Origin of the sequence: Geothrix fermentans DSM 14018, assembly GCF_000428885.1 — a bacterium.
In the GTDB taxonomy this organism is placed as follows: Bacteria; Acidobacteriota; Holophagae; order Holophagales; family Holophagaceae; genus Geothrix; species Geothrix fermentans.
Genome location: NZ_AUAU01000016.1, coordinates 64445 through 82626, shown reverse-complemented (window position 1 = coordinate 82626; position 18182 = coordinate 64445). Strand labels below are relative to the sequence as shown.

17 protein-coding genes and 1 tRNA gene are annotated in these 18182 nt (G+C 64.0%); 13 read left to right on the top strand and 5 right to left on the bottom strand.

Annotation, left to right across the window (positions count from 1 at the left end; all coding sequences use genetic code 11):
• Positions 1 to 157: 157 nt before the first annotated feature.
• Positions 158 to 349: a hypothetical protein gene (locus tag G398_RS21030; RefSeq protein WP_169720626.1), complete on the bottom strand. Its 192-nt coding sequence runs from the start codon at positions 347 to 349 to the stop codon at positions 158 to 160.
• A gap of 46 nt (positions 350 to 395) precedes the next feature.
• Entirely contained in the window at positions 396 to 2909 is a 2514-nt protein-coding gene (locus G398_RS19475; RefSeq protein ID WP_084512149.1) for a serine/threonine-protein kinase, read from the bottom strand.
• 104 nt (positions 2910 to 3013) lie between these two features.
• Here G398_RS19475 and G398_RS22160 point away from each other — a divergent pair, with 104 nt between their 5' ends.
• The 8 genes from G398_RS22160 (at position 3014) to prfA (ending at position 8375) form a co-directional block, all read left to right on the top strand.
• Positions 3014 to 3472, top strand: a complete 459-nt coding sequence (locus G398_RS22160; protein WP_084512146.1) for a helix-turn-helix transcriptional regulator — start codon at positions 3014 to 3016, stop codon at positions 3470 to 3472.
• 414 nt (positions 3473 to 3886) lie between these two features.
• Positions 3887 to 4471: a hypothetical protein gene (locus tag G398_RS20700; RefSeq protein WP_157492314.1), complete on the top strand. Its 585-nt coding sequence runs from the start codon at positions 3887 to 3889 to the stop codon at positions 4469 to 4471.
• Between the two features lie 134 nt (positions 4472 to 4605).
• Positions 4606 to 5052 carry a hypothetical protein gene (locus G398_RS20695; protein ID WP_157492313.1) on the top strand — a complete coding sequence of 149 codons (447 nt, stop codon included), beginning with the start codon at positions 4606 to 4608 and terminating at the stop codon, positions 5050 to 5052.
• Between the two features lie 196 nt (positions 5053 to 5248).
• Positions 5249 to 5325 (top strand) — tRNA-Arg (locus G398_RS0106900).
• Between the two features lie 387 nt (positions 5326 to 5712).
• Complete coding sequence (locus G398_RS0106895; protein ID WP_211229056.1) at positions 5713 to 6039, top strand: PadR family transcriptional regulator; 327 nt, start codon at positions 5713 to 5715, stop codon at positions 6037 to 6039.
• Between the two features lie 9 nt (positions 6040 to 6048).
• The gene (locus G398_RS0106890; RefSeq protein WP_026853052.1) at positions 6049 to 6810 is read left to right on the top strand and encodes a hypothetical protein; all 762 of its coding nucleotides are present in this window, start codon (positions 6049 to 6051) and stop codon (positions 6808 to 6810) included.
• A 137-nt stretch (positions 6811 to 6947) separates the two neighbouring features.
• On the top strand, positions 6948 to 7196 hold the full coding sequence (rpmE, locus tag G398_RS16870; RefSeq protein WP_026853051.1) for a 50S ribosomal protein L31: 249 nt from the start codon (positions 6948 to 6950) through the stop codon (positions 7194 to 7196).
• Positions 7197 to 7301: 105 nt separating this feature from the next.
• Complete coding sequence (prfA, locus tag G398_RS0106880; protein WP_026853050.1) at positions 7302 to 8375, top strand: peptide chain release factor 1; 1074 nt, start codon at positions 7302 to 7304, stop codon at positions 8373 to 8375.
• A 90-nt stretch (positions 8376 to 8465) separates the two neighbouring features.
• On the opposite strand, the gene G398_RS0106875 is transcribed toward prfA, so the two are convergent.
• Positions 8466 to 9308 (bottom strand): hypothetical protein, encoded by an 843-nt coding sequence (locus G398_RS0106875; RefSeq protein ID WP_026853049.1) that lies wholly within the window; start codon positions 9306 to 9308, stop codon positions 8466 to 8468.
• A gap of 53 nt (positions 9309 to 9361) precedes the next feature.
• Here G398_RS0106875 and G398_RS0106870 point away from each other — a divergent pair, with 53 nt between their 5' ends.
• The 5 genes from G398_RS0106870 to dnaJ all read left to right on the top strand — a co-directional run bounded on the left by G398_RS0106870 (position 9362) and on the right by dnaJ (position 14726).
• Positions 9362 to 10411, top strand: coding sequence for an HrcA family transcriptional regulator (locus G398_RS0106870; protein WP_026853048.1), 1050 nt, complete (start codon positions 9362 to 9364; stop codon positions 10409 to 10411).
• A 23-nt stretch (positions 10412 to 10434) separates the two neighbouring features.
• Positions 10435 to 11124, top strand: a complete 690-nt coding sequence (locus G398_RS19470) for a nucleotide exchange factor GrpE (protein WP_052571629.1) — start codon at positions 10435 to 10437, stop codon at positions 11122 to 11124.
• Positions 11125 to 11203: 79 nt separating this feature from the next.
• Positions 11204 to 13069 (top strand): molecular chaperone DnaK, encoded by a 1866-nt coding sequence (gene dnaK / locus G398_RS0106860; protein WP_026853047.1) that lies wholly within the window; start codon positions 11204 to 11206, stop codon positions 13067 to 13069.
• Between the two features lie 56 nt (positions 13070 to 13125).
• Positions 13126 to 13524, top strand: a complete 399-nt coding sequence (locus G398_RS22110; protein WP_052571627.1) for a four helix bundle protein — start codon at positions 13126 to 13128, stop codon at positions 13522 to 13524.
• A 41-nt stretch (positions 13525 to 13565) separates the two neighbouring features.
• Positions 13566 to 14726 carry a molecular chaperone DnaJ gene (gene dnaJ, locus G398_RS0106850; protein WP_026853046.1) on the top strand — a complete coding sequence of 387 codons (1161 nt, stop codon included), beginning with the start codon at positions 13566 to 13568 and terminating at the stop codon, positions 14724 to 14726.
• Positions 14727 to 14971: 245 nt separating this feature from the next.
• Here the strand turns inward: dnaJ and G398_RS19465 are convergent, their stop codons facing one another.
• Together G398_RS19465 and G398_RS0106840 are read right to left on the bottom strand one after the other, a co-directional pair.
• Entirely contained in the window at positions 14972 to 16132 is a 1161-nt protein-coding gene (locus tag G398_RS19465; RefSeq protein ID WP_052571626.1) for a GGDEF domain-containing protein, read from the bottom strand.
• Positions 16133 to 16164: 32 nt separating this feature from the next.
• On the bottom strand, positions 16165 to 18123 hold the full coding sequence (locus tag G398_RS0106840) for a hypothetical protein (protein ID WP_026853045.1): 1959 nt from the start codon (positions 18121 to 18123) through the stop codon (positions 16165 to 16167).
• Between the last annotated feature and the right edge of the window lie 59 nt (positions 18124 to 18182).

Sequence of the window (18182 nt, the reverse complement as noted above, 5' to 3'; positions counted from 1 at the left end):
CATCCAACCAAGTCAGGCCATGCGGAAATTCGGACCTACAAGACTGGTCTTCGATATGAAATGAACCAATCCGCCGAGGCTACCGATATTAGTAGTCAAATTCGGAAGGCCTTGGAGATTGGGAAGAGTGTCTGGGTCATCATCCGATGAACCTGAATCATTCTCTGGGACCTTCTCTGAGCTTACCTCTGAGGATCGTCAGGCATTCCCCGATGAGGTCGAGGTACCACTCCGCCGGGTCATCAGGATCAAGCTCAAGCTTGATCGATTCTTGGGGCTGGGTTTGTGGAACGGCTAGTGCAGAACGCCTGCGATTTTTCAGTAGCTCGGATTGAAATTTCTTACTCATGGGATGCCTCCGCCTAAGCGGTGGGCAGCGAGATCCTTGAATCTGGTTATCGATGGCTGGATCGTCCCAGCGAAAACAACGGCCAATATCCGGGCTTGATCGCCAAACCCCTTGCCACCCAGGTTCGCTCCTCCTCTACCCATCTCCTGCGATCCGCACCGGGCTGGTTTGCCTTCGCCGATTGGATCTTCGCCAGGAGACAGTAAGGCAAGACGGACTTTGGATTGAAGTCGAGGCTCTTCCGAGCGAACGATTCCGCCTTCTCGATGAATGGCTGGGAATCCTGTCCTTGCTTCATCGCCCAGCCGGCTCGAATCAGTTGTGCCTCCCCCAAGGCTGCATCTAGGTACCCATGCACGACCCTGCGTTTGTGTAGGCCTTCAGTGGCGGGTTCCATTCGATCCAGCACTGGACTTGGATCCCGACCTTGTGAAAGGTCCCATCTGGCCTTCAGAAGGAGGGCTTCGGCAAGAGAGTCATGCAACCGATAGTCGCTATGTCCACCATCCCCCACGGCAATCTTCAAGGGCATAGAAGGGTCCCTGCCATTCCTCATATCCCATTCAGCCGTCAGTCGATGGAACTCCATCCAGGCCACCTTGATGTTCGCGTTCGTGACCGTAGGCGAGGTGAGCGAACGATACAATTCAAGGCCATGTCCAATGACTGCGCTGGGATCCTTGCCCGCATTGAGGAGTGCCCAGGCCTTGAGAACTTGCACCCACAGCAGATTTGCAACGCTTTCAGGGTTCTCTGGGTTGATGGAAAGCTGTTGTCGGCAAAGCTCTTCGGTTTGCTCCATGAAACGAGGATCGATCTCGCCGTGTTCCAGCGTGGAACCAGCCCAGGCGAGCCTCCAGTTCAGATCAGTCTGATAGGCCCCCTCGTCGCTTCTGGCCAGTTCCCGAGCTTGGCGTGAAGCTGCCTCTGCTTTCCTGAACCAATCCCAGGCTTGGCCGTACTCCCCTCGGATCATCTGGTCGAACCCCAGACGGGCCAGGGCAGAGGCCTCGGATGTTTTCGCCTCGACCTCCCACGGATCGGCCTCAAACGCTTTTCTGGCCAGCGCCAGAGCGGTGTCTGCATGGCCCTTCACTCGCTCAATCCGAGCCAACGCAAGATCTGGAGACTCGAAACTCTGCCCTCCCGCCTGGCCGAAGAACCATAGAGCCTTGCCCATGTGTTCTTTGCGAAGCGCATTCATGCGTGCCGTGTCGCCGTTGAAACCCGCCTGGGTGGATGCTTCCCAGAACAGGTCACAGTGGGCTCTTCCAAGGGCATAGGCCACGTCTGGCACCTGGAATCCTTTGCGCCACGCCTCCTGAAGCTCGCTCAGGGCCCTCTTCGAATCCCCCACGGCCATGTAGCCACGCCCCAGGGCGTAGTGTCCTGGGCCCTCTGCCGCCCTTCCAAGGCCCTTGATGGTCCCTTCCAGCCGAACCATCCGAAGCCTGATCTCTGCATAGGCGGGGCGCATGTCGTGCAAAGGTCGCATTCGCTCCAGTCGAAGGAGATGCTCAACATCCTTGGTATCCAAGGCGAGGCGCTGGGCTGCCTGAGCCTGCTTGCGAGCGAACTGGATCGTCCGGTAGCCCCATCCGAGTAGGGCCACGGCCGCCAGCAGTCCAAGGGCTGCTGTGGTGGCGAGTCCTGGTCTATGGGCGATGCGACGCTGAACCCGCCCCATCCAGCCTAGTGGTCGAGCCACCAAGGGCTCACCTTCCAGAAACCGTCTCAGGTCCTCCGCGAAGGCAGCGGCGGAAGGGTACCGGTCCTTGGGATCCCATTCCAAGGCCTTGGCCAGCATGGTCTGGATATCTCGGGGAAGGTCATCCCAGCCCTCGCCGCTGCCAAGCCGATCAATGGAGAGTTGACCCTGGATGGCAGGTTCTGGAGCCTGCCCCAGCAACATCGCGTGAAGTGTCGCACCCATCCCGTAAACATCCGTGGCAGGACTTAACGGGAGATGGGGGTGGAGCTGCTCGGGAGCCATGAATCCGAGCGTCCCAAGCCCATGGTGGGTCTGGGTGATTCCTTGGCCTGAGAGATCCCTGGCCAGGCCGAAGTCGCACACGAAGGGCACAAACCCTTCAGGGCCCTCTTCAACCAAAATGTTGCCGGGCTTCAGGTCGCGATGAAGGATCTGGGCTTGGTGGGCGGCATGGACCGCAAGAGCCACCTGCATGAGGATCCGCAGGAGGTCCTCCCGATTGATCCTGGGGCGAAGATCGGACAGAGGCTCACCGTGGATCAACTGCATAGCGATGACCGGCAGGTCTTCCACAGTGTCGGCATCGTAGATTTGGCAAATGCTCGGGTGGCGGAGCCGAGCTTGGAACTGCCCCTCCTGAAGAAACCGTACCCATGCCTCTGGGCTGGATTGGGTCAGGCGTTTGAGGGCAACTCTTCGGCGCAGAAGGGTGTCCCAGGCCTCATGAACCACGCCCATGCCGCCCTGCCCCAGGACTGGGCCCACCACATAACGCCCGAGGCGACGGGAATCTGAACCGACCCAGGAGGGGGGGCCGATCTCCTCTGAACCAGGCTGGCCTGAAGTCATGGTCCATATTACGAAGCCTACATGAGATGAATTGGTCACATGGCGATACGAAATGGTCGTATTCCTGGTGTCACCGTGGGGATGTTTGAGTCATCCTGACCGAGATGCCCACTCGCGGACCCTACGACTCCGGTTCTCCCAGCGGTCCCCCCCGCACGCTGGCGGAGCGCATTCGATTCGTCCGTTTTGCATGGGGCTGGACCCAAGGTGAACTGGGTGCTGCCTTGAATACGGATCAGACCGCCGTATCGGCCTGGGAGCGAGACAAGTCCCGGCCTTCTGGTGCAGCCCTTGCCGCTCTGGCCCAGCTATTTGGCACCAGCACGGAGAGCCTGGAAAGCGGCCAGGACTTCCAACCCAAGCAGGTCCCAAACCAGCCTCCCCCGCGACCCCAGGCCACGGAAGGACGCAACATCACACTGCCGAATCATGGATCGGCTTCAGCCATGCTGCTGGACCTTCCAAACAGCCAAACCACCCCCCTGCTTGATAGCCAGGAAGCCATTCTCAGGATTATCCAGGCGGGGCGTGAAGGACGTAAGTTATGGATAGTGGTGGAGTAATATTTTTTGAACCGAATTACGATTTTTTCTTGAAACCCGAGCCCCCCATCCTTACGATCCTTTCGTCATTCCACGCCAACCAGGGAGTTATCCATGAGCCCTCAAACCTATCAGGCCACCTGCATGAAGGCTTCTTGCCGGTACACAGAGACCTATCAGCGGCACCCGGTGGCCCCGAAGTGCCCAAAGTGCGGAACGCCAATGACGGTCAAGCCCATAAAATGACTCTGTGTCTGGGCTTTCTGAATGGTTGTACCACTCCCCCCCCCTTTTTTTTTTGAAAGGAAGATATCCATACTCAATGCTATTCAATTGATCTTCGGAGGGTAATAGGATCAGAACCAGATAGTTTGTCAGACTATTCTATGTTTTTAAACATCAAGCAAATTTAACACTTCATGCCAAGGAGAGCCAATGAAAACAACAGGTAAATCAAAACTAACAATATTATTTGTGTTATGCTTGCTTAGTTGGATTTCTTTATATGCAAATAATAAATCATCAAATAAATCCCAATCTGGATTATGGCCCACTCATACTGATAATTTACCCAAAAAATCGAATATAGTATCATGGACAGCATTTAATGGGATAGAATGGCGTGTTTTAGTACCTAAAGGCGGATTCCCAAATAGATTGCATAACATTATTTATGTTACCAAAATTTCCGGTGATGGTTCTGGTATCTACTCTCACTCAATAATTGAATTTAATGTGGTCGATGAGCATAGGCTGTATAGAACCTTAGAAGAAAATTATTATTCAAAATCTGGTAAATTATTAAAATCTGCCCGTCGCGGATCATGGATAGACACAGGAAGCTCCAATTCTTCCCGCTCTATGGATCCCATGTATGATTTTATCACTACAAGTATTGCTGCATATGATTACAATAAACTCACATTCAAGCAATATAACAGCAATCCTCCAACCAATCAAAATGTGATTGATTTTTTGGTGATGATTGGCAATTCAAATGCAATAAAAAACAATAAATAATAAAATTATTACATACAGACTGAAAACGAGAAACAAACATATTTTACAGCGTCCAATAGAAGCTAATACAATTAAATATCCTGCTCATTTATTCGTATCTCAGATTACCTATAAAATAAATATTGGAGGGAAGCATGGCTAAATATGGTATAATTGCAAATGTGGTCATAATGACAATGGTTTATACAAATACGATTTATGTACATGCCCAAGATCAAGCCAGAAGGCAAATTCACAATGTTTTGATTTTAGGCGAAAAAATTTTTAAAAATCAAGGAATGCCAACATTTAAAGAAACAATTTTGCAAGGAGAAAAGCTTGCTATAGAAGAAAAAGATAAAAAGAATTTCAATTATCTAATTTCATCTATTACATTAGAACATTATGGCCGCTTTATGCATGACATATATTCAGGACCAGAAGATATTGATAAAGATCCATTTTATAGCAATGAAAGTCAGGAAGTTCGTATTAATAAAATATTTGACGCGTATGAAATTTACGACAAAAACGAGAGGCTTAAAATGCAATTATTTTGTAAGGATGAAGTATTAAAATATCTAAATATTGAAGATAAATAGTAATAATGAAAAAATTTTTTGATATGATAATGATGCATCAGAATCGATTCTGGACTACCAAACTTCAACCAGTTGTAGGGTCTTGATTACTAAATTGTCGATTCTCGTCTACCCCCCCCCCTCCCGAACCACCAGGGGCCTTGGTTGAAGGAAAATTCGAAAACGTTCAAACAACCAATCGCATGTAAAGGTCGCGGTACCCGTAGCTCAGCTGGATAGAGCGTTGGCCTCCGAAGCCAAAGGTCGCTGGTTCGAATCCAGTCGGGTGCACCAACAAAGGCAGGGGGCCATCCGGCCCCCTGCCTTTGTTGATGATTCTGGATTCGAACCAGCGAGTGGATCGCCCAAGGCGCCACCTCCGTCTGACGGACAGCGCTTGGCGCTGTCCTCCTGCTCGCCTTTGGGCTCGCAGAGACGGAGCCTCTGTGGCGCCGACGCGAGCCGTGGGCGGCGCAGCCGCCCGGTTCGAATCCCGACCAGGCGGACGACCCCCCCTGCTTTTGTTGCTGGTCCTGGATTCGGACCAGTGAGTGGATCGCCCGGGTTGTCGCGATAACCGGCCCCGGAAGTCACCTTTGCCTGTAAAAACATTTGTACCTCGATGCCTTGACTGGCCTCAATTTGCGAGGCACAATGGAGACCACTAAACCGGAGGACCCCGTGGACCGTGAACTGCTGAAGGGCAGCACTCCCCTGCTGCTGCTGTCGCTGCTCTGCGAGGGGCCCATGTACGGCTACCAGATCATCGAGACGGTCCGTCAGCGCACCGGGGGCACCTACACGCTCAAGGAGGGCGCCCTCTACCCGGCGCTCCACAAGCTGGAGGCCACGGAGTTCATCACCTCCTACTGGGAGACCCAGGAGAACGGGCGCGAGCGGCGCTACTACGCCATCCAGCCCGCGGGCCAGGCCTTCCTGGCGGCCAAGAAGAAGGAGTGGAACCAGTTCGTGGACATGGTCCAGGCCTTCGTGGGGCCAAGGGCCTAGGGTCCCGTCGTGTTCCGGGCGCTGGAAGCCTATCTCTCGACGGTAGGCTCAGGTCTCAAGGGCCTGACGCGCCGGCGGCGCCTCACCCTGCTCCGGGAGCTGGAGACCCACCTGCTCGACGAGGCGGAAGCCCGGGGCATCGACAGCGAATCGGCCATGTCGGCGATGCTGTCCGAGAAGGAACATCCCACAGTGCTGGCCGAGGAGCTGACAGCTGGCGAGGGCCAGGACGCCAACCACCGCAGCGGCACGGCCCTGGCCGCGGGCATGATCATCGGGCTGGCCACGGGCAGCCACATGTGGTTCGAAGGCTGGCGCTGGTACATCTGCCTGGCCTTCGCCGCGGCCCAGGGGCTGGCGGTGGGGACCGGCTACTTCTGGGCGCGGCGCTACTGGCTCCGGCTGGATCCCTGGGCGAGGATCGCCGTGGCCGTCCTGCTCACGTCCCTGCTCTCGATCCCCCTCGGGTTCACCACCCACCACGGGTTCAAGCCCACACGCCTGCTCTACGGGGCCTACACGGGCTTCCTGCTGGAGCGCCACAGCCAGGAACGCCCTCTCTGGCAGACCTTCCTGGAGCCCGTGGTCTTCACGGCCTTCATGTTCGCCATCGAGACGGGGTTCCTGGGCCGGATCCGGTTCCAGTGGTGGCAGGTGCCCCTGGAGCTGAGCTTCAACGCCACGGTGCTCATCAGCGTGATGCTGGCCCAGAGGCTGCGGCGGGTTCTCGCCGAGCGCTGGGTCCTGACTCCCCGGGAGCAGGAGGGCTGAACCGGCTCCATCCCCGGCCCTCCGGGAATGCTCCTTGAGGAATCAGGGATTTGGCGATATGCTTTCTGTCTTGCGTGGACAAGCCGCGTGCGTTCACCCCGCCCATGGGGGCATCCGGTCGGTCCCAGGAGGAAGAGATGAAGGAAAAGATCCACCCCGAGCTGCACGACGTGATGGTGCACTGCGCCTGCGGCAACGAGTTCATGACGCGCTCCACCAAGAAGGAGCTGCGCGTGGAAATCTGCTCGGCCTGCCACCCCTACTTCACCGGCAAGCAGCGCCTGATGGACACCGAGGGCCGCGTGGAGAAGTTCAACAAGAAGTACGCGAAGAAGGAAGCCCCGGCCGCCGCTCCCGAAGCCGCCGCCGAGACGACCGAAGCCTAGCTTCCGCATTCCAAAGAACGGGCCGAACCATCGGCCCGTTCTTCTTTTTTGTGTGCTCCAAATCCCGGCTTTGCCGGAATTCGGAGGTAGCCGAAAAGGTGGGACATGCTCGATCAACTTGAAGCCGTGGACGCCCGCTTCCAGGAAGTGGAGGCGCAGCTGCAGGATCCCGCCGTGGTCTCCGATCCCAAGCGCCTGCGGGAGCTGACCAAGCTCCGCGCGGAGCTGGAGCCGGTGGTGCTCGCCTTCCAGGCGCAGCGCACGCGGATGAAGCAGCTGGAGGAGGCCGAGCTCATCCTGGGCGACAAGTCCATGGACGCGGAGCTGCGCGAGATGGCGGAGCTCGAGATCCCCGACCTCAAGAAGGCCATCGCGGAAGGTGAGGCGGAGATCCGGCGCCTGCTCATTCCCAAGGATCCCGCCGATGCCAAGAACGTCATCCTCGAAGTGCGGGCCGGCACCGGCGGCGAGGAGGCGGCGCTCTTCGCCGGGGAGCTGTTCCGGATGTACGTGCGCTTCGCCGAGCGCCGGGGCTTCAAGGTCACGGTGCTGGATGAGAGCGAGGCCGAGCAGGGGGGACTGAAGGAAGTGGTGGCCGAGATCCAGGGCGACGGCGCCTATTCGCTCTTCCGCTTCGAGAGCGGCGTGCACCGCGTGCAGCGCGTGCCCAAGACCGAGACCCAGGGCCGCATCCACACCTCCGCCGCCACCGTGGCCGTCATGCCCGAGGCCGAGGAGGTGGACATCCAGATCGACCAGAAGGACCTGCGCATCGACACCTTCTGTTCCGGCGGCAAGGGCGGCCAGAGCGTGAATACCACCTACTCCGCCGTGCGCCTCACGCACCTGCCCACGAATACGGTGGTGAGCTGCCAGGATGAGCGCAGCCAGCTCAAGAACATGGCCAAGGCCATGACCGTGCTGCGCAGCCGCCTGCTCCAGAAGGCCCAGGAGGAGGCCGACGCGGCCCACTCGGCCCTGCGCAAGTCCCAGGTGGGCAGCGGCGACCGCAGCGAGAAGATCCGCACCTACAACTTCCCCCAGGGCCGCGTCACCGACCACCGCGTGGGCGTCACCATCCACCAGATCGACAGCTTCATGGGCGGCCAGATCGAGCCCATCATCGAGCCCCTGCGCGCCGCCTTCGAGGCCGAGCGGCTGCAGGCGCTGGAGGCGTGAAGGGGGCTATCAGCTGTCAGCTTTCAGTAAAAGCAGAAGCGGGAGGCTCGCCTCCCGCTTCCTTTTTGATTGATAGCCGATAGCCACCAGCTACTTCTTCAGCGTCACCTTCTCCGGGCTCGTCAGGCTGAACGCCACGGGCTTGGTGGCGGGGATGCGGATGACGGTGTCGGCGGTGCCGGCGGCCACGGCGGTGCCGGCGGCGGCGCCGATGGCCGCGCCGCCGAGGGCGTGGTCACCCTGGTGCTTCTTGTCCGAGAGCAGGCCCACCAGGGCGCCGAGGGCCGCGCCACCGCCGATGTACTTGGCGTTGCGCTCGCCGCGGGCGGTGGCCACGACCACGTGGGTGTCCGTGTCGATGCCGACGCCGGCGATCTCCGTGAGCCGGATGCCGAGGGCGCCCTGGCCGTTGCTCAGGCGGCCCGCAGCGGCGCTCTGGGTCACGACGCCGCGGGCGGAGCTGCCGGCGCTCCAGACCAGCTTGCCGTCCACCACCACGTCCGAGGCCAGGGAGCCTTCCCAGGCATCCCCGGGCTGGTCCTTGTCCGTGGCCAGCTCACGGGCCAGGGCGATCTCCAGCTTCGTGCCTGTGGGCACTTCCACCACCACGGCCTTGGGGGCCTCCTTGGGGGCGGGGGCGGAGGCCAGGACGGCGGCCTCCTGCTTCTTGGCCTCGGCCCGCCGCTTCGCATCGGCCACCTGGCGCTCCAGGGCCTTCACCTGGGACTTGGTCACCTGCTGGACCGTGTCGGCGTCGGCGCCGGTGACCTTGCCGGACTTGGCCTCGGCCAGCTGCTGCTCGAGCTGGGCAACTTTGGCCTCGGCGGTCTTGGCGGCCTCTTCGGCCTGGATGGCAGCCTCGCTCTTGCGGTTGCATCCCACCGCCAGAACGAGCGCTGCGGCGAGGGAGAGACGGGTCAGGATGGTGCGCATGGGACCTCCGTTGGGGGGTATATAGTATGACAGCCCGACAAAGTTTACCCACCATGGCGACCCCCAACCTCAATCCCCGCGGCGAATCCGTGCTCCGCACCCTCATCGAGGCCTACCTCGAGGCGGGGGAGCCGGTGGGCTCCCGTCTGCTGGCCAAGCGCTTCCCCGAGCCCCTCTCCAGCGCCACCATCCGGAACGTGCTGTCGGATCTGGAGGACGAGTCCCTGGTGGCCCAGCCCCACACGTCCGCGGGACGTGTGCCCACGGAGCGGGCCTACCGCTACTACGTGGACCGCTGGCTGCAGGCCCAGGCCCCGGATCCCGAGCTGGAAGGCCGCCTGGCTGCCACCCTGGACGGCCTGGAGCTGGATCCCGAGTCCTGGGCCCGCCACGCCAGCCGGACCTTGGCGGAGGTCATGGGCGGCGTCTGCGTGGCCCTCCCCCTGCCGCTGACGCAGAGCCGCCTGGTGCGCCTGGAGTTCGTGTCCGTGGGGCCCGGGCGCCTGGTGGCCATCTGGGTGGGCAGCCTCGGCGAGGTGGACCACCGCCTGATGGACAACCCGTGGAACTACCCGGATACCGTCCTGACGGAGCTGGGGAACTACGCCACCGCCCAGTTTGCGGGCCTGACCCTTGTGGAGATGCGGTCGCGGCTCCTGGAGGCCCTCGAGGCGGGGGCCCGGGAAGGCGAGACCCTGCGGACCCGCCTCCAGGAGCTGGCCTCCCGCTGGCCGGAGGAGGGGGCGGCGGGCGATCCCCCGGTCCTGGTGTCCGGCCTCGGCCGCCTGGGCGGGCTGCCCGAATTCGAGGATGTGGCCCGGTTCCGGGGTCTGGTGGCGGCCTTCGAGGAGCGGGGCCGCCTCGCCCGCCTCCTGAACGCCTTCGCGGACCGGGCCTCCCAGGATGTCCAGCTGCTGCTGGGCTCCGAGAACCCCTACCTGGAGGGCTGGCCCCTGGCCACGGCGGTGCGCACCGTGGGCCTCGGCCCGGCGGGCTACGTCACCTTCGCCCTGGTGGGACCGCTGCGCATGGACTACGGCCGGGTCATGGGTGGCCTGCGCTGGTGGTCGCGCCAGATCCAGCGGCGGCAGGGCGGGTCCTGACCGTTCTTGCGTATACTGCTGCCATGACCACAGGCACCCCCCGCGAGCCCCATGACAAGCCCGCCCCGCCGGCCGAAGAGCCCGAGGACGTGGTGGATCTCAGCCTGGATGACGCCCTGGACGGGGACCTCCAGTCCGTCGCCGACGAGGTGGCCTCCGGCTTCGATGGGCAGCCGGGCGGGGATGGCGATCTCCAGGACTCGGGAGAGCCCCGGGTGGACCTCGAATCGGCGCTCACCGAGGCCGAACATCAGATGGAGGAGATGCTCCGGCGCGAGGCCGAGCTGATGGACCAGCACCGCCGCCTCGCGGCGGACTTCAACAACTTCCGCAACCGGGCCCAGCGCGACATCGCCATGGCGGTGGAGCAGGCGGAGCGGAAGATCCTCCTCGAGGTCCTGCCGGTGCTCGACAACTTCGAGCGGGGCCTCGGCGCTTCGTACCAGGATGTGGAATCCTTCCGCGCCGGCGTGGAACTCATCCAGAAGCAGTTCGTGGAGGCCCTGCGCCGCATGAACGTGGAGCCCCTCCCGCTCAAGGTCGGCGACTCCTTCGACGCCCTCCACGCGGAGGCCCTCACCACCTTCAGTGATCCGAATCTTCCGGATGGGGCCGTGGCCGCGGTCTACGAGCGCGGCTACAACCTCAAGGGGCAGCTCCTGCGCCCGGCCCGCGTGGTGGTGAACCGGCTCCAGGAACCGGGAAAGTCCTAGCGGCCTCCGGTCCTGGCTTTGTTGGATGAGTCAAGACTTAGATCTATCATGAAGCAGCGTTTCCCCCGGAGTTCCACCCATGGCAGGCAAACTGATCGGCATTGATCTGGGAACGACGAACAGTTGCGTCTGCGTGATGGAGAGCGGGGATTCGCGCGTCATCCCCAACCGCGAAGGCAGCCGCACCACGCCCTCGGTGGTGGCGTTCACGGACAAGGGCGACGTGCTGGTGGGCCACATCGCCAAGCGCCAGGCCGTCACGAACCCCCAGCGCACGCTCTTCGCCGTCAAGCGGCTCATCGGGCAGCGGTTCAGCGCCCCCAAGGTCCAGGAGGCCGTGGGCCGCCTCCCCTTCCCGGTGGTGGCCGCCCCCAACGGGGATGCCTGGCTGCGTGTCGGCGAGCGCGACTACGCCCCGCCCGAAGTCACGGCCATCGTCCTCCGCTCCCTGAAGCAGGCGGCCGAGGCCTTCCTGCACGAGGACGTCTCGGACGCCGTCATCACGGTCCCCGCCTACTTCGACGATGCCCAGCGGCAGGCCACCAAGGATGCCGGCAAGATCGCCGGCCTCAACGTGCAGCGCATCATCAACGAACCCACGGCGGCGGCCCTGGCCTACGGCTTCAACAAGAAGGGGCTCAAGCAGATCCTGGCCATCTACGACTTCGGCGGCGGCACCTTCGACTTCACGCTGATGGAGATGAACGACGGCGTGTTCGAGGTGCTGGCCACCAGCGGCGACACCTTCCTGGGCGGCGAGGACATCGACTTGGCCATCCAGAACTGGCTCGTGGAGCAGTTCCACGAGAAGACCGGCATCGACCTGTCCTCGGACCGCATGGCCCTCCAGCGGCTGAAGGAGGCCAGCGAGAAGGCCAAGTGCGAGCTGTCCACCCTGGAGCGCGTGGACATCCGGCTGCCCTTCATCGCCCAGGCCGCCAGCGGCCCCCAGCACCTGGAGGCCACCCTCAGCCGGGAGCAGTTGGAGGGCATGGCCCGCGGCCTGGTGCAGCAGACCCTGATCCCCATCAAGGATGCGCTGGAGCAGGGCGGCAAGACGCCGAACCAGGTGGACGAAGTGATCCTGGTGGGCGGGCAGACCCGCATGCCGCTGGTGCAGCGCCTCGTGCGGGACTTCTTCGGCAAGGAGCCCAACCGGAGCATCAATCCCGACGAGGTGGTGGCCACCGGCGCCTCCATCCAGGGCGCCGTGCTGAAAGGCGACATCAAGGACCTGGTGCTGCTGGACGTCACGCCCCTGTCTCTGGGCATCGAGACCCAGGGCGGCGGCTTCGTGAAGATCATCCAGCGCAACGCCACCATCCCCACCCGCGACGCCCGCACCTTCACCACGGTGACGGACAACCAGAACCGGGTGGAGATCCACGTGCTGCAGGGTGAACGCGAGCTGGCGGAGCACAACAAGAGCCTCGGCCGCTTCGACCTCATCAACTTGCCGCCCCTGCCCAAGGGCGTGCCTCAGATCGAAGTGGCCTTCGACATCGACTCCAACGGCATCGTCAAGGTCTCCGCCCGCGACCTCATGACCGGGTTGGAGCAGGGCCTGAGCATCCGCCCCAGCTCCGGCCTCTCCGAGCTGGAGATCCAGCGCATGATCCGCGAGGCCCTGGCCAACGCCGAGACCGACGTGAAGAAGCGGGACGCGCTGAAGTACATCGCTTCCGCCGAGGGGCTGATCTTCTCCTGCGACAAGAGCTTCGCGGAGTGCGGCAAGTTCCTGCGGGAGGATCAGCAGGCCATGATCCGGGACGTGCTCTCCAGGGCCCGGCGGGCCGTGGCCGCCCAGGACTCCGAGGCCCTGCGGGCCTGCGAGGGCCAGCTGCTCGAGGCCCAGAACCTGCTGACCGACGCCGTCCTCGCCGCCAGCGAAGCCATGATGGCCTCCCTGGAGCACGAGGACCAGGAGGGGGCGGGACCGAACTGAGATCCAGTCTTCAGTCCTCGGTCTTCAGTCTTCAGTGAGGCCGTTCAGGACCATGCGTGTGGAGCCGCCATGAGGGATCACCCCAGCTGGTGGCTTTCGCAAAGGCCCGGGAGCTGGCCCTGAAGGTGTACCGCGCCACGGCAGGATTTCCCTCAGAAGAGCGGTTTGGGCTCGCCTCTCAGCTGCGCCGGTCCGCGGTATCTGTTCCCTCCAATCTCGTGGAGGGTTGTGCCCGTCGGAGCGAACAGGACTTCCTTAGATTCGTGGACATCGCCCTTGGATCTGAGGGGGAACTCGAATTCCAGCTGGACCTCGCCCAGCAACTGGGCTTTTTGGGTGAGAATGGAGACTTGATTGGGTTGTCCCAGGAAGTGGCTCGCCTGGTGACGGGTCTTGCCGTTTCATTCGACAAGACGCCCGGATCAGCCGGCCGCCCGAATGGGGGCCGCCACTGAAGACTGAGCCCTGAAGACTGAAGACTGAGGACTGATCAAACATGAAGCGTGACTACTACGAAGTGCTCGGCGTATCCAAGGAGGCCGGGGCGGACGAGCTGAAGAAGGCCTACCGCAAGCTGGCCATGGAACTGCATCCCGACCGCAACCCGGGCAACAAGGAAGCCGAGGAGAAGTTCAAGGAGGCCGCCGAGGCCTACAGCGTGCTGTCGGACCCCGAAAAGCGGCGGGCCTACGACCAGTACGGCCATGCGGGCGTGGGAGGCGCCGGGGGCGGCCAGCAGTTCCAGTTCGACCCGAACCAGTTCGCGGATTTCGAGGACATCCTCGGCAGCTTCTTCGGCGGCGGCCTCTTCGGGGACCTCTTCGGCGGTGGGGGCCGTCGCCGGTCCACCGGCGAGGAGCGGGGCTCGGACCTGCAGTACAACCTGAAGCTGAGCTTCCGGGACGCCATCTTCGGCAAGGAGAGCGTGGAACTGAGCATCCCGCGCCTGGAGGCCTGCGGCACTTGCCACGGCTCCGGCTGCGAGCCGGGGACCCGACCGGAGACCTGCCCCCAGTGCCGGGGCGCGGGCCAGGTGGCCATGCGCCAGGGCTTCTTCCAGATGCTCACGCCCTGCCCTCGCTGCGAGGGCAAGGGGCGCATCATCCCCAAGCCCTGCCGCGAGTGCCGGGGCGAGGGCCGCATCCAGCGCAAGTCGAAGGTCAGCTTCAAGGTGCCCGCGGGCGTGGACCGGGGCACCCGGCTCCGCCTGCAGAACCAGGGCGAGGCCGGCCGCTTTGGGGGCCGCACCGGCGACCTGTACGTGGTCTTCGACGTGGAGGCGGATCCGAAGTACGAGCGGGATGGCCTGGACCTGCACCAGCGCCTGGAGGTGTCCTGGCCCCTGCTGGTGACAGGGGGGACCCTGGAGGTGGAGACCCCCTACGGTCCCGACAAGGTGAAGCTGGCCGCGGGCACTCCCGCCGATCACGTGGTGAAGCTGGTGAACGCGGGCGTCCCCCGCCTCCAGGGCGCCGGCCGCGGCGACCTCTACCTGCACCTGCGGGTGGCCGTGCCCAAGTCCCTCACCGGCGAACAGCGCGAGCTCCTGGAGCAGCTCCGCCGGAGCCTGGAGGGTGAGCCCGCCGGAGCAGGCGAGGAGGGTTTCCTCGCCAAGGTGTTCGGAGCGGAGAAGGGCCGGAAGAAGAAGCGGAAGTAGGGCCTCAACACCACCAAGCGTTCAATGCTAGAGCTTCACCACGGAGACACCGGGGCCACGGAGGAGGTACGGAGGCCTCCGTGTTCCTCCGTCATGGGCAGGCCGGAGGCCGCTTCCGGCCAAGCCGGAAGCCACGGGAGGCGGCGAGTCCGGATCCTTTTTGGGGCATCCGGACCCGCCGCTTCCCGTGTGCCCATGCTCTGGGCCTCCGTGGTGGATCTCTTACGATTGAACGCGAATGGGTGTCATGCCCCCGCCACCACCACCTGCCGCTTGCCCTCGCGCTTGGCGCGGAGCAGGGCGCGGTCGGCTTCCTCGATGAGGTGGCCGGCGCCGTCCGCGTGCTCGGGGAAGGCGGCGACGCCGGCGCTGAGGGAGATGGCCAGGCGCTCGTCGCCCAGGGCCACGGGCTGGCTCAGGACGACCTGCACCAGGCGCTCCGCCAGCTTCTGGGCGCCCCGGGCCAGGGTTCCCGGCATGAGGATGCAGAACTCGTCCCCCCCGTAGCGGTAGAGGCGATCGTGGGCGCGGCAGAGCCGCTGGGCGATCCGGGCCACGGCCTCGAGCACGATGCTCCCCGCGGGGTGGCCGTACTGGCTGTTCACCTGCTTGAGGTCGTCCACGTCGATGAAGACCAGGGCCACGGACTCGCCCTTGGCGGCCGCCGCGCGCACGGCCTGGGGCAGCTCCGCCTCCAGGCAGCGGCGGTTCTGGGCCACCGTGAGGTCGTCCTTGAAGGACAGGGCGCGGCTCTCCTCCAGCCGCCAGGCATTGAGCAGCAGGGGCTCCACGTCCCCGAACCCCGTGAGGAACCGCTCCGGCGGCTCCCGGGGGTCCACCAGGCGCAGGAGGCCCAGCTGCTCCGAAGCGGCCAGCAGGAACCCCTTCCCGCGGTGCACCAGGTCCAGGGCCTCCGGGCGGGGCAGGGGGGCCTCGGGGAACGATCCGTCCCCGGCCCGCTGGAAGAAGGTGTCCTCCTTCCGGATCCAGATGGCGCCGCCCTGGGCCCGGGACTGCCGGATGGCCCGGCCGAGCATGAGCTTGAGCAGGTCGTCCAGGGTGGCGAGGTGCAGCATCTGGCGCAGCCAGCCCTCGCTGCCGAGGTCCCGTTGGCGCAGCTGCCGGAGGGCCTCCCGGGCGGCCTCCAGGGGGCGGTCCTGGAGGAGCACCCAGCCGGGCCGCTGGCCCAGCACCGCGCTGACCTCCTCGGCTTCGGCCCGCTGGACCCACCACAGGATCTCGGATCCCTCCAGGGGGATCAGGGCCGGGTCCGGCCGCTCGGCGACCAGCACCAGCGATCCCGGACCCGCTCCCGGCACCACCTCGTGCCCCCAGCCCGCGAGGGCCTCGCGCAATGCATCGCCCGCCCGGGAGGGATGGGGTTCCAGCCAGTGGATGCGATGCATGGGGCTCCCGAAGGGGGTTCTATTAGGCAATCCTAGCCCAACGCGGCTTCCAGCCTCAGGACCAGTTGGCCCAGATGGGCGGCGAGCTGGTCCAGGACCGGCGGGGCGCCTTCCTTCTGGCCGCGTTCGGCGCGGACCCAGCGTTTCAGGAGGGTCAGCGCCTGGGCGTCCCGGACCCCCAGGCGCTTGGCGTTCTGGATCAGCCGGTGCGAGATCCGGGTGCGTTCCGGGCCGGTGGGGTTTCCGTTCAGGCCGGCGATGAGCTTCAGGGATTCCTGGGCCACTTCGAGGTCGCGGCGGATCAGGGGGACGCGGGCGTTGATGCGGAGCATGAACAGTTCCAGGAACCGGAGCAGCTCCCCAAGGACGTCCATGGCGTCCCGGAGGGCCTGGTGCACTTCCTCCGGGGACTCCAGCAGCCGGCCCAGGTCCTGGATGAGCCGGCCGGCCTCCTCCCGGTCCGGCCGGCGCATGAGGGGGAACTCCGCGCTGCGGCGGAAGGCGAGGAGGTGGCGGTAGGCCTGGGCGAGACCCAGTGCCAGGCGCGGCCAGTCCTGGAGCTCCAGGCTCAGCAGAAGGTGGGCGTGGATGGGCGGAACCTGCTCCCAGAGCCGCTGGATGCGCAGCCGGAGCCGCTCGCCCTCTTCCATCAGGCTTGGGGAATCCGGGAAGAGCCGCTGCTGGACATCCGGCGAGAACAGCCCCACCAGCTCGCCCGCCAGCTGCTTCTGGTGGTTGACGAGCAGCCTCCGGAGGTTGTCCTGGGCCTGGGCCAGCTGTTCGAGATCTCCCGCGGCCAGGGCCTGGTGGAGGAGGCCCTGGAGGGTAGCCTGGTCCTGGCGCAGGTTCAGCACCGCCTGCCGCAGGTAGGCCCGGAGGCGCGGCGTCTCGGGCCGGTCCGGATCCAGAAGCGCGGCCCGGGCGGGGTCGTAGGCGCGCTCCGCCACCCGGCCCAGCTCGGATTCGACGACGAGGAAGGTGGGCACGGCCGCGAAGAGGTCCTGGGCGCCGGGTTCCGCCGGCTGGCGCAGGGATTCCATCAGGCCGAGGAGCGAGATGTGGCTGACCAGGGCCTGGGCCACCACGGAGAAGACGGTCCGGTCCTCCCGGCGGAGCTCCTGCAGCAGCTGCCTCAGATCGGCCGGGACGCGGTCCCGGAACAGCTCGGCGTCCATGCGGGGCAGCACCCAGCCCAGGTGGTCCCAGAGCCAGCGGAGGCTTCCCCGAACCTGCTCCACGGCGGGCCAGTGGGCGCCCGGGTCCAGGGGGCGCATCAGGCCGAGGCGCAGGTTGGACACCACGTGGTGCAGCAGCAGCAGGGGCTCGGCCCGGGCATGGAACTCCGGCGGGATGCAGGCCTCCAGCTGCTCCGCCAGCCGGGCCAGGGATTCCTCCAGCCGGCCCCGGCCCTGGATGGCCCGGTTCACCACTTTCATCTGCGCGTTCAGGGCGGCCACGGTCTCCGGTCCTTCGGCGCAGGTCTGGAGGGCGGCCAGGATCTGGCGGAAGGAATCCCGGTGATCCTGCAGGAAGGCGGCCCAGAGGCCCCGGAGCGCCGCTGCGTCCCCGCCCGACGGAGGGGCCATGACCCGGAGGGAGGCCATGAGGTCCAGGAGGAGCCCCACCCAGGCGGGCTGCTCCTGCTCCACCATCAGCTCCCGGTGGGCCGTCGCGGTCAGCTCCTCCAGGCGGCCCAGGCTGTGCTGGAGGACCGGGCCCATGGGCAGCCGGGTCTCCTCCAGCCGCTGGGGGGAGAGCTGGTGCAGGAAGGCCAGGAAGAGGCCGAGGTGGTGCCTCAGGTTCGCCTGGTCCGGGGATTCCCGGACGGGGGCGGCCTCCCGCGAAGGGGCCTCCAGCAGGGGATCCAGGTCGCCGGCCCCTTCCCGGAGAATGTCCTCAAGCAGGGCGAGGTCCGTCCTGGACAATCCCTTCTCCCGGATCAGCTGCCGGGCCAGCAGCAGGCGCTGGGGCGGGGTTCCTTGGACGGGCATGGCGCAAGCATACAATGGGCCGCGTCTGGGGGCGCCCCGGGTGGTGTTACCATCGCCTC

Excerpts from the sequence above, each read along its gene's own strand:
- G398_RS21030 (WP_169720626.1), bottom strand. The coding sequence starts at position 349 with ATGAGTAAGAAATTTCAATCCGAGCTACTGAAAAATCGCAGGCGTTCT.
- G398_RS19475 (WP_084512149.1), bottom strand. The coding sequence starts at position 2,909 with ATGACTTCAGGCCAGCCTGGTTCAGAGGAGATCGGCCCCCCCTCCTGG.
- G398_RS22160 (WP_084512146.1), top strand. The coding sequence starts at position 3,014 with ATGCCCACTCGCGGACCCTACGACTCCGGTTCTCCCAGCGGTCCCCCC.
- G398_RS20700 (WP_157492314.1), top strand. The coding sequence starts at position 3,887 with ATGAAAACAACAGGTAAATCAAAACTAACAATATTATTTGTGTTATGC.
- G398_RS20695 (WP_157492313.1), top strand. The coding sequence starts at position 4,606 with ATGGCTAAATATGGTATAATTGCAAATGTGGTCATAATGACAATGGTT.
- rpmE (WP_026853051.1), top strand. The coding sequence starts at position 6,948 with ATGAAGGAAAAGATCCACCCCGAGCTGCACGACGTGATGGTGCACTGC.
- prfA (WP_026853050.1), top strand. The coding sequence starts at position 7,302 with ATGCTCGATCAACTTGAAGCCGTGGACGCCCGCTTCCAGGAAGTGGAG.
- G398_RS0106875 (WP_026853049.1), bottom strand. The coding sequence starts at position 9,308 with ATGCGCACCATCCTGACCCGTCTCTCCCTCGCCGCAGCGCTCGTTCTG.
- G398_RS0106870 (WP_026853048.1), top strand. The coding sequence starts at position 9,362 with ATGGCGACCCCCAACCTCAATCCCCGCGGCGAATCCGTGCTCCGCACC.
- G398_RS19470 (WP_052571629.1), top strand. The coding sequence starts at position 10,435 with ATGACCACAGGCACCCCCCGCGAGCCCCATGACAAGCCCGCCCCGCCG.
- dnaK (WP_026853047.1), top strand. The coding sequence starts at position 11,204 with ATGGCAGGCAAACTGATCGGCATTGATCTGGGAACGACGAACAGTTGC.
- dnaJ (WP_026853046.1), top strand. The coding sequence starts at position 13,566 with ATGAAGCGTGACTACTACGAAGTGCTCGGCGTATCCAAGGAGGCCGGG.
- G398_RS19465 (WP_052571626.1), bottom strand. The coding sequence starts at position 16,132 with ATGCATCGCATCCACTGGCTGGAACCCCATCCCTCCCGGGCGGGCGAT.
- G398_RS0106840 (WP_026853045.1), bottom strand. The coding sequence starts at position 18,123 with ATGCCCGTCCAAGGAACCCCGCCCCAGCGCCTGCTGCTGGCCCGGCAG.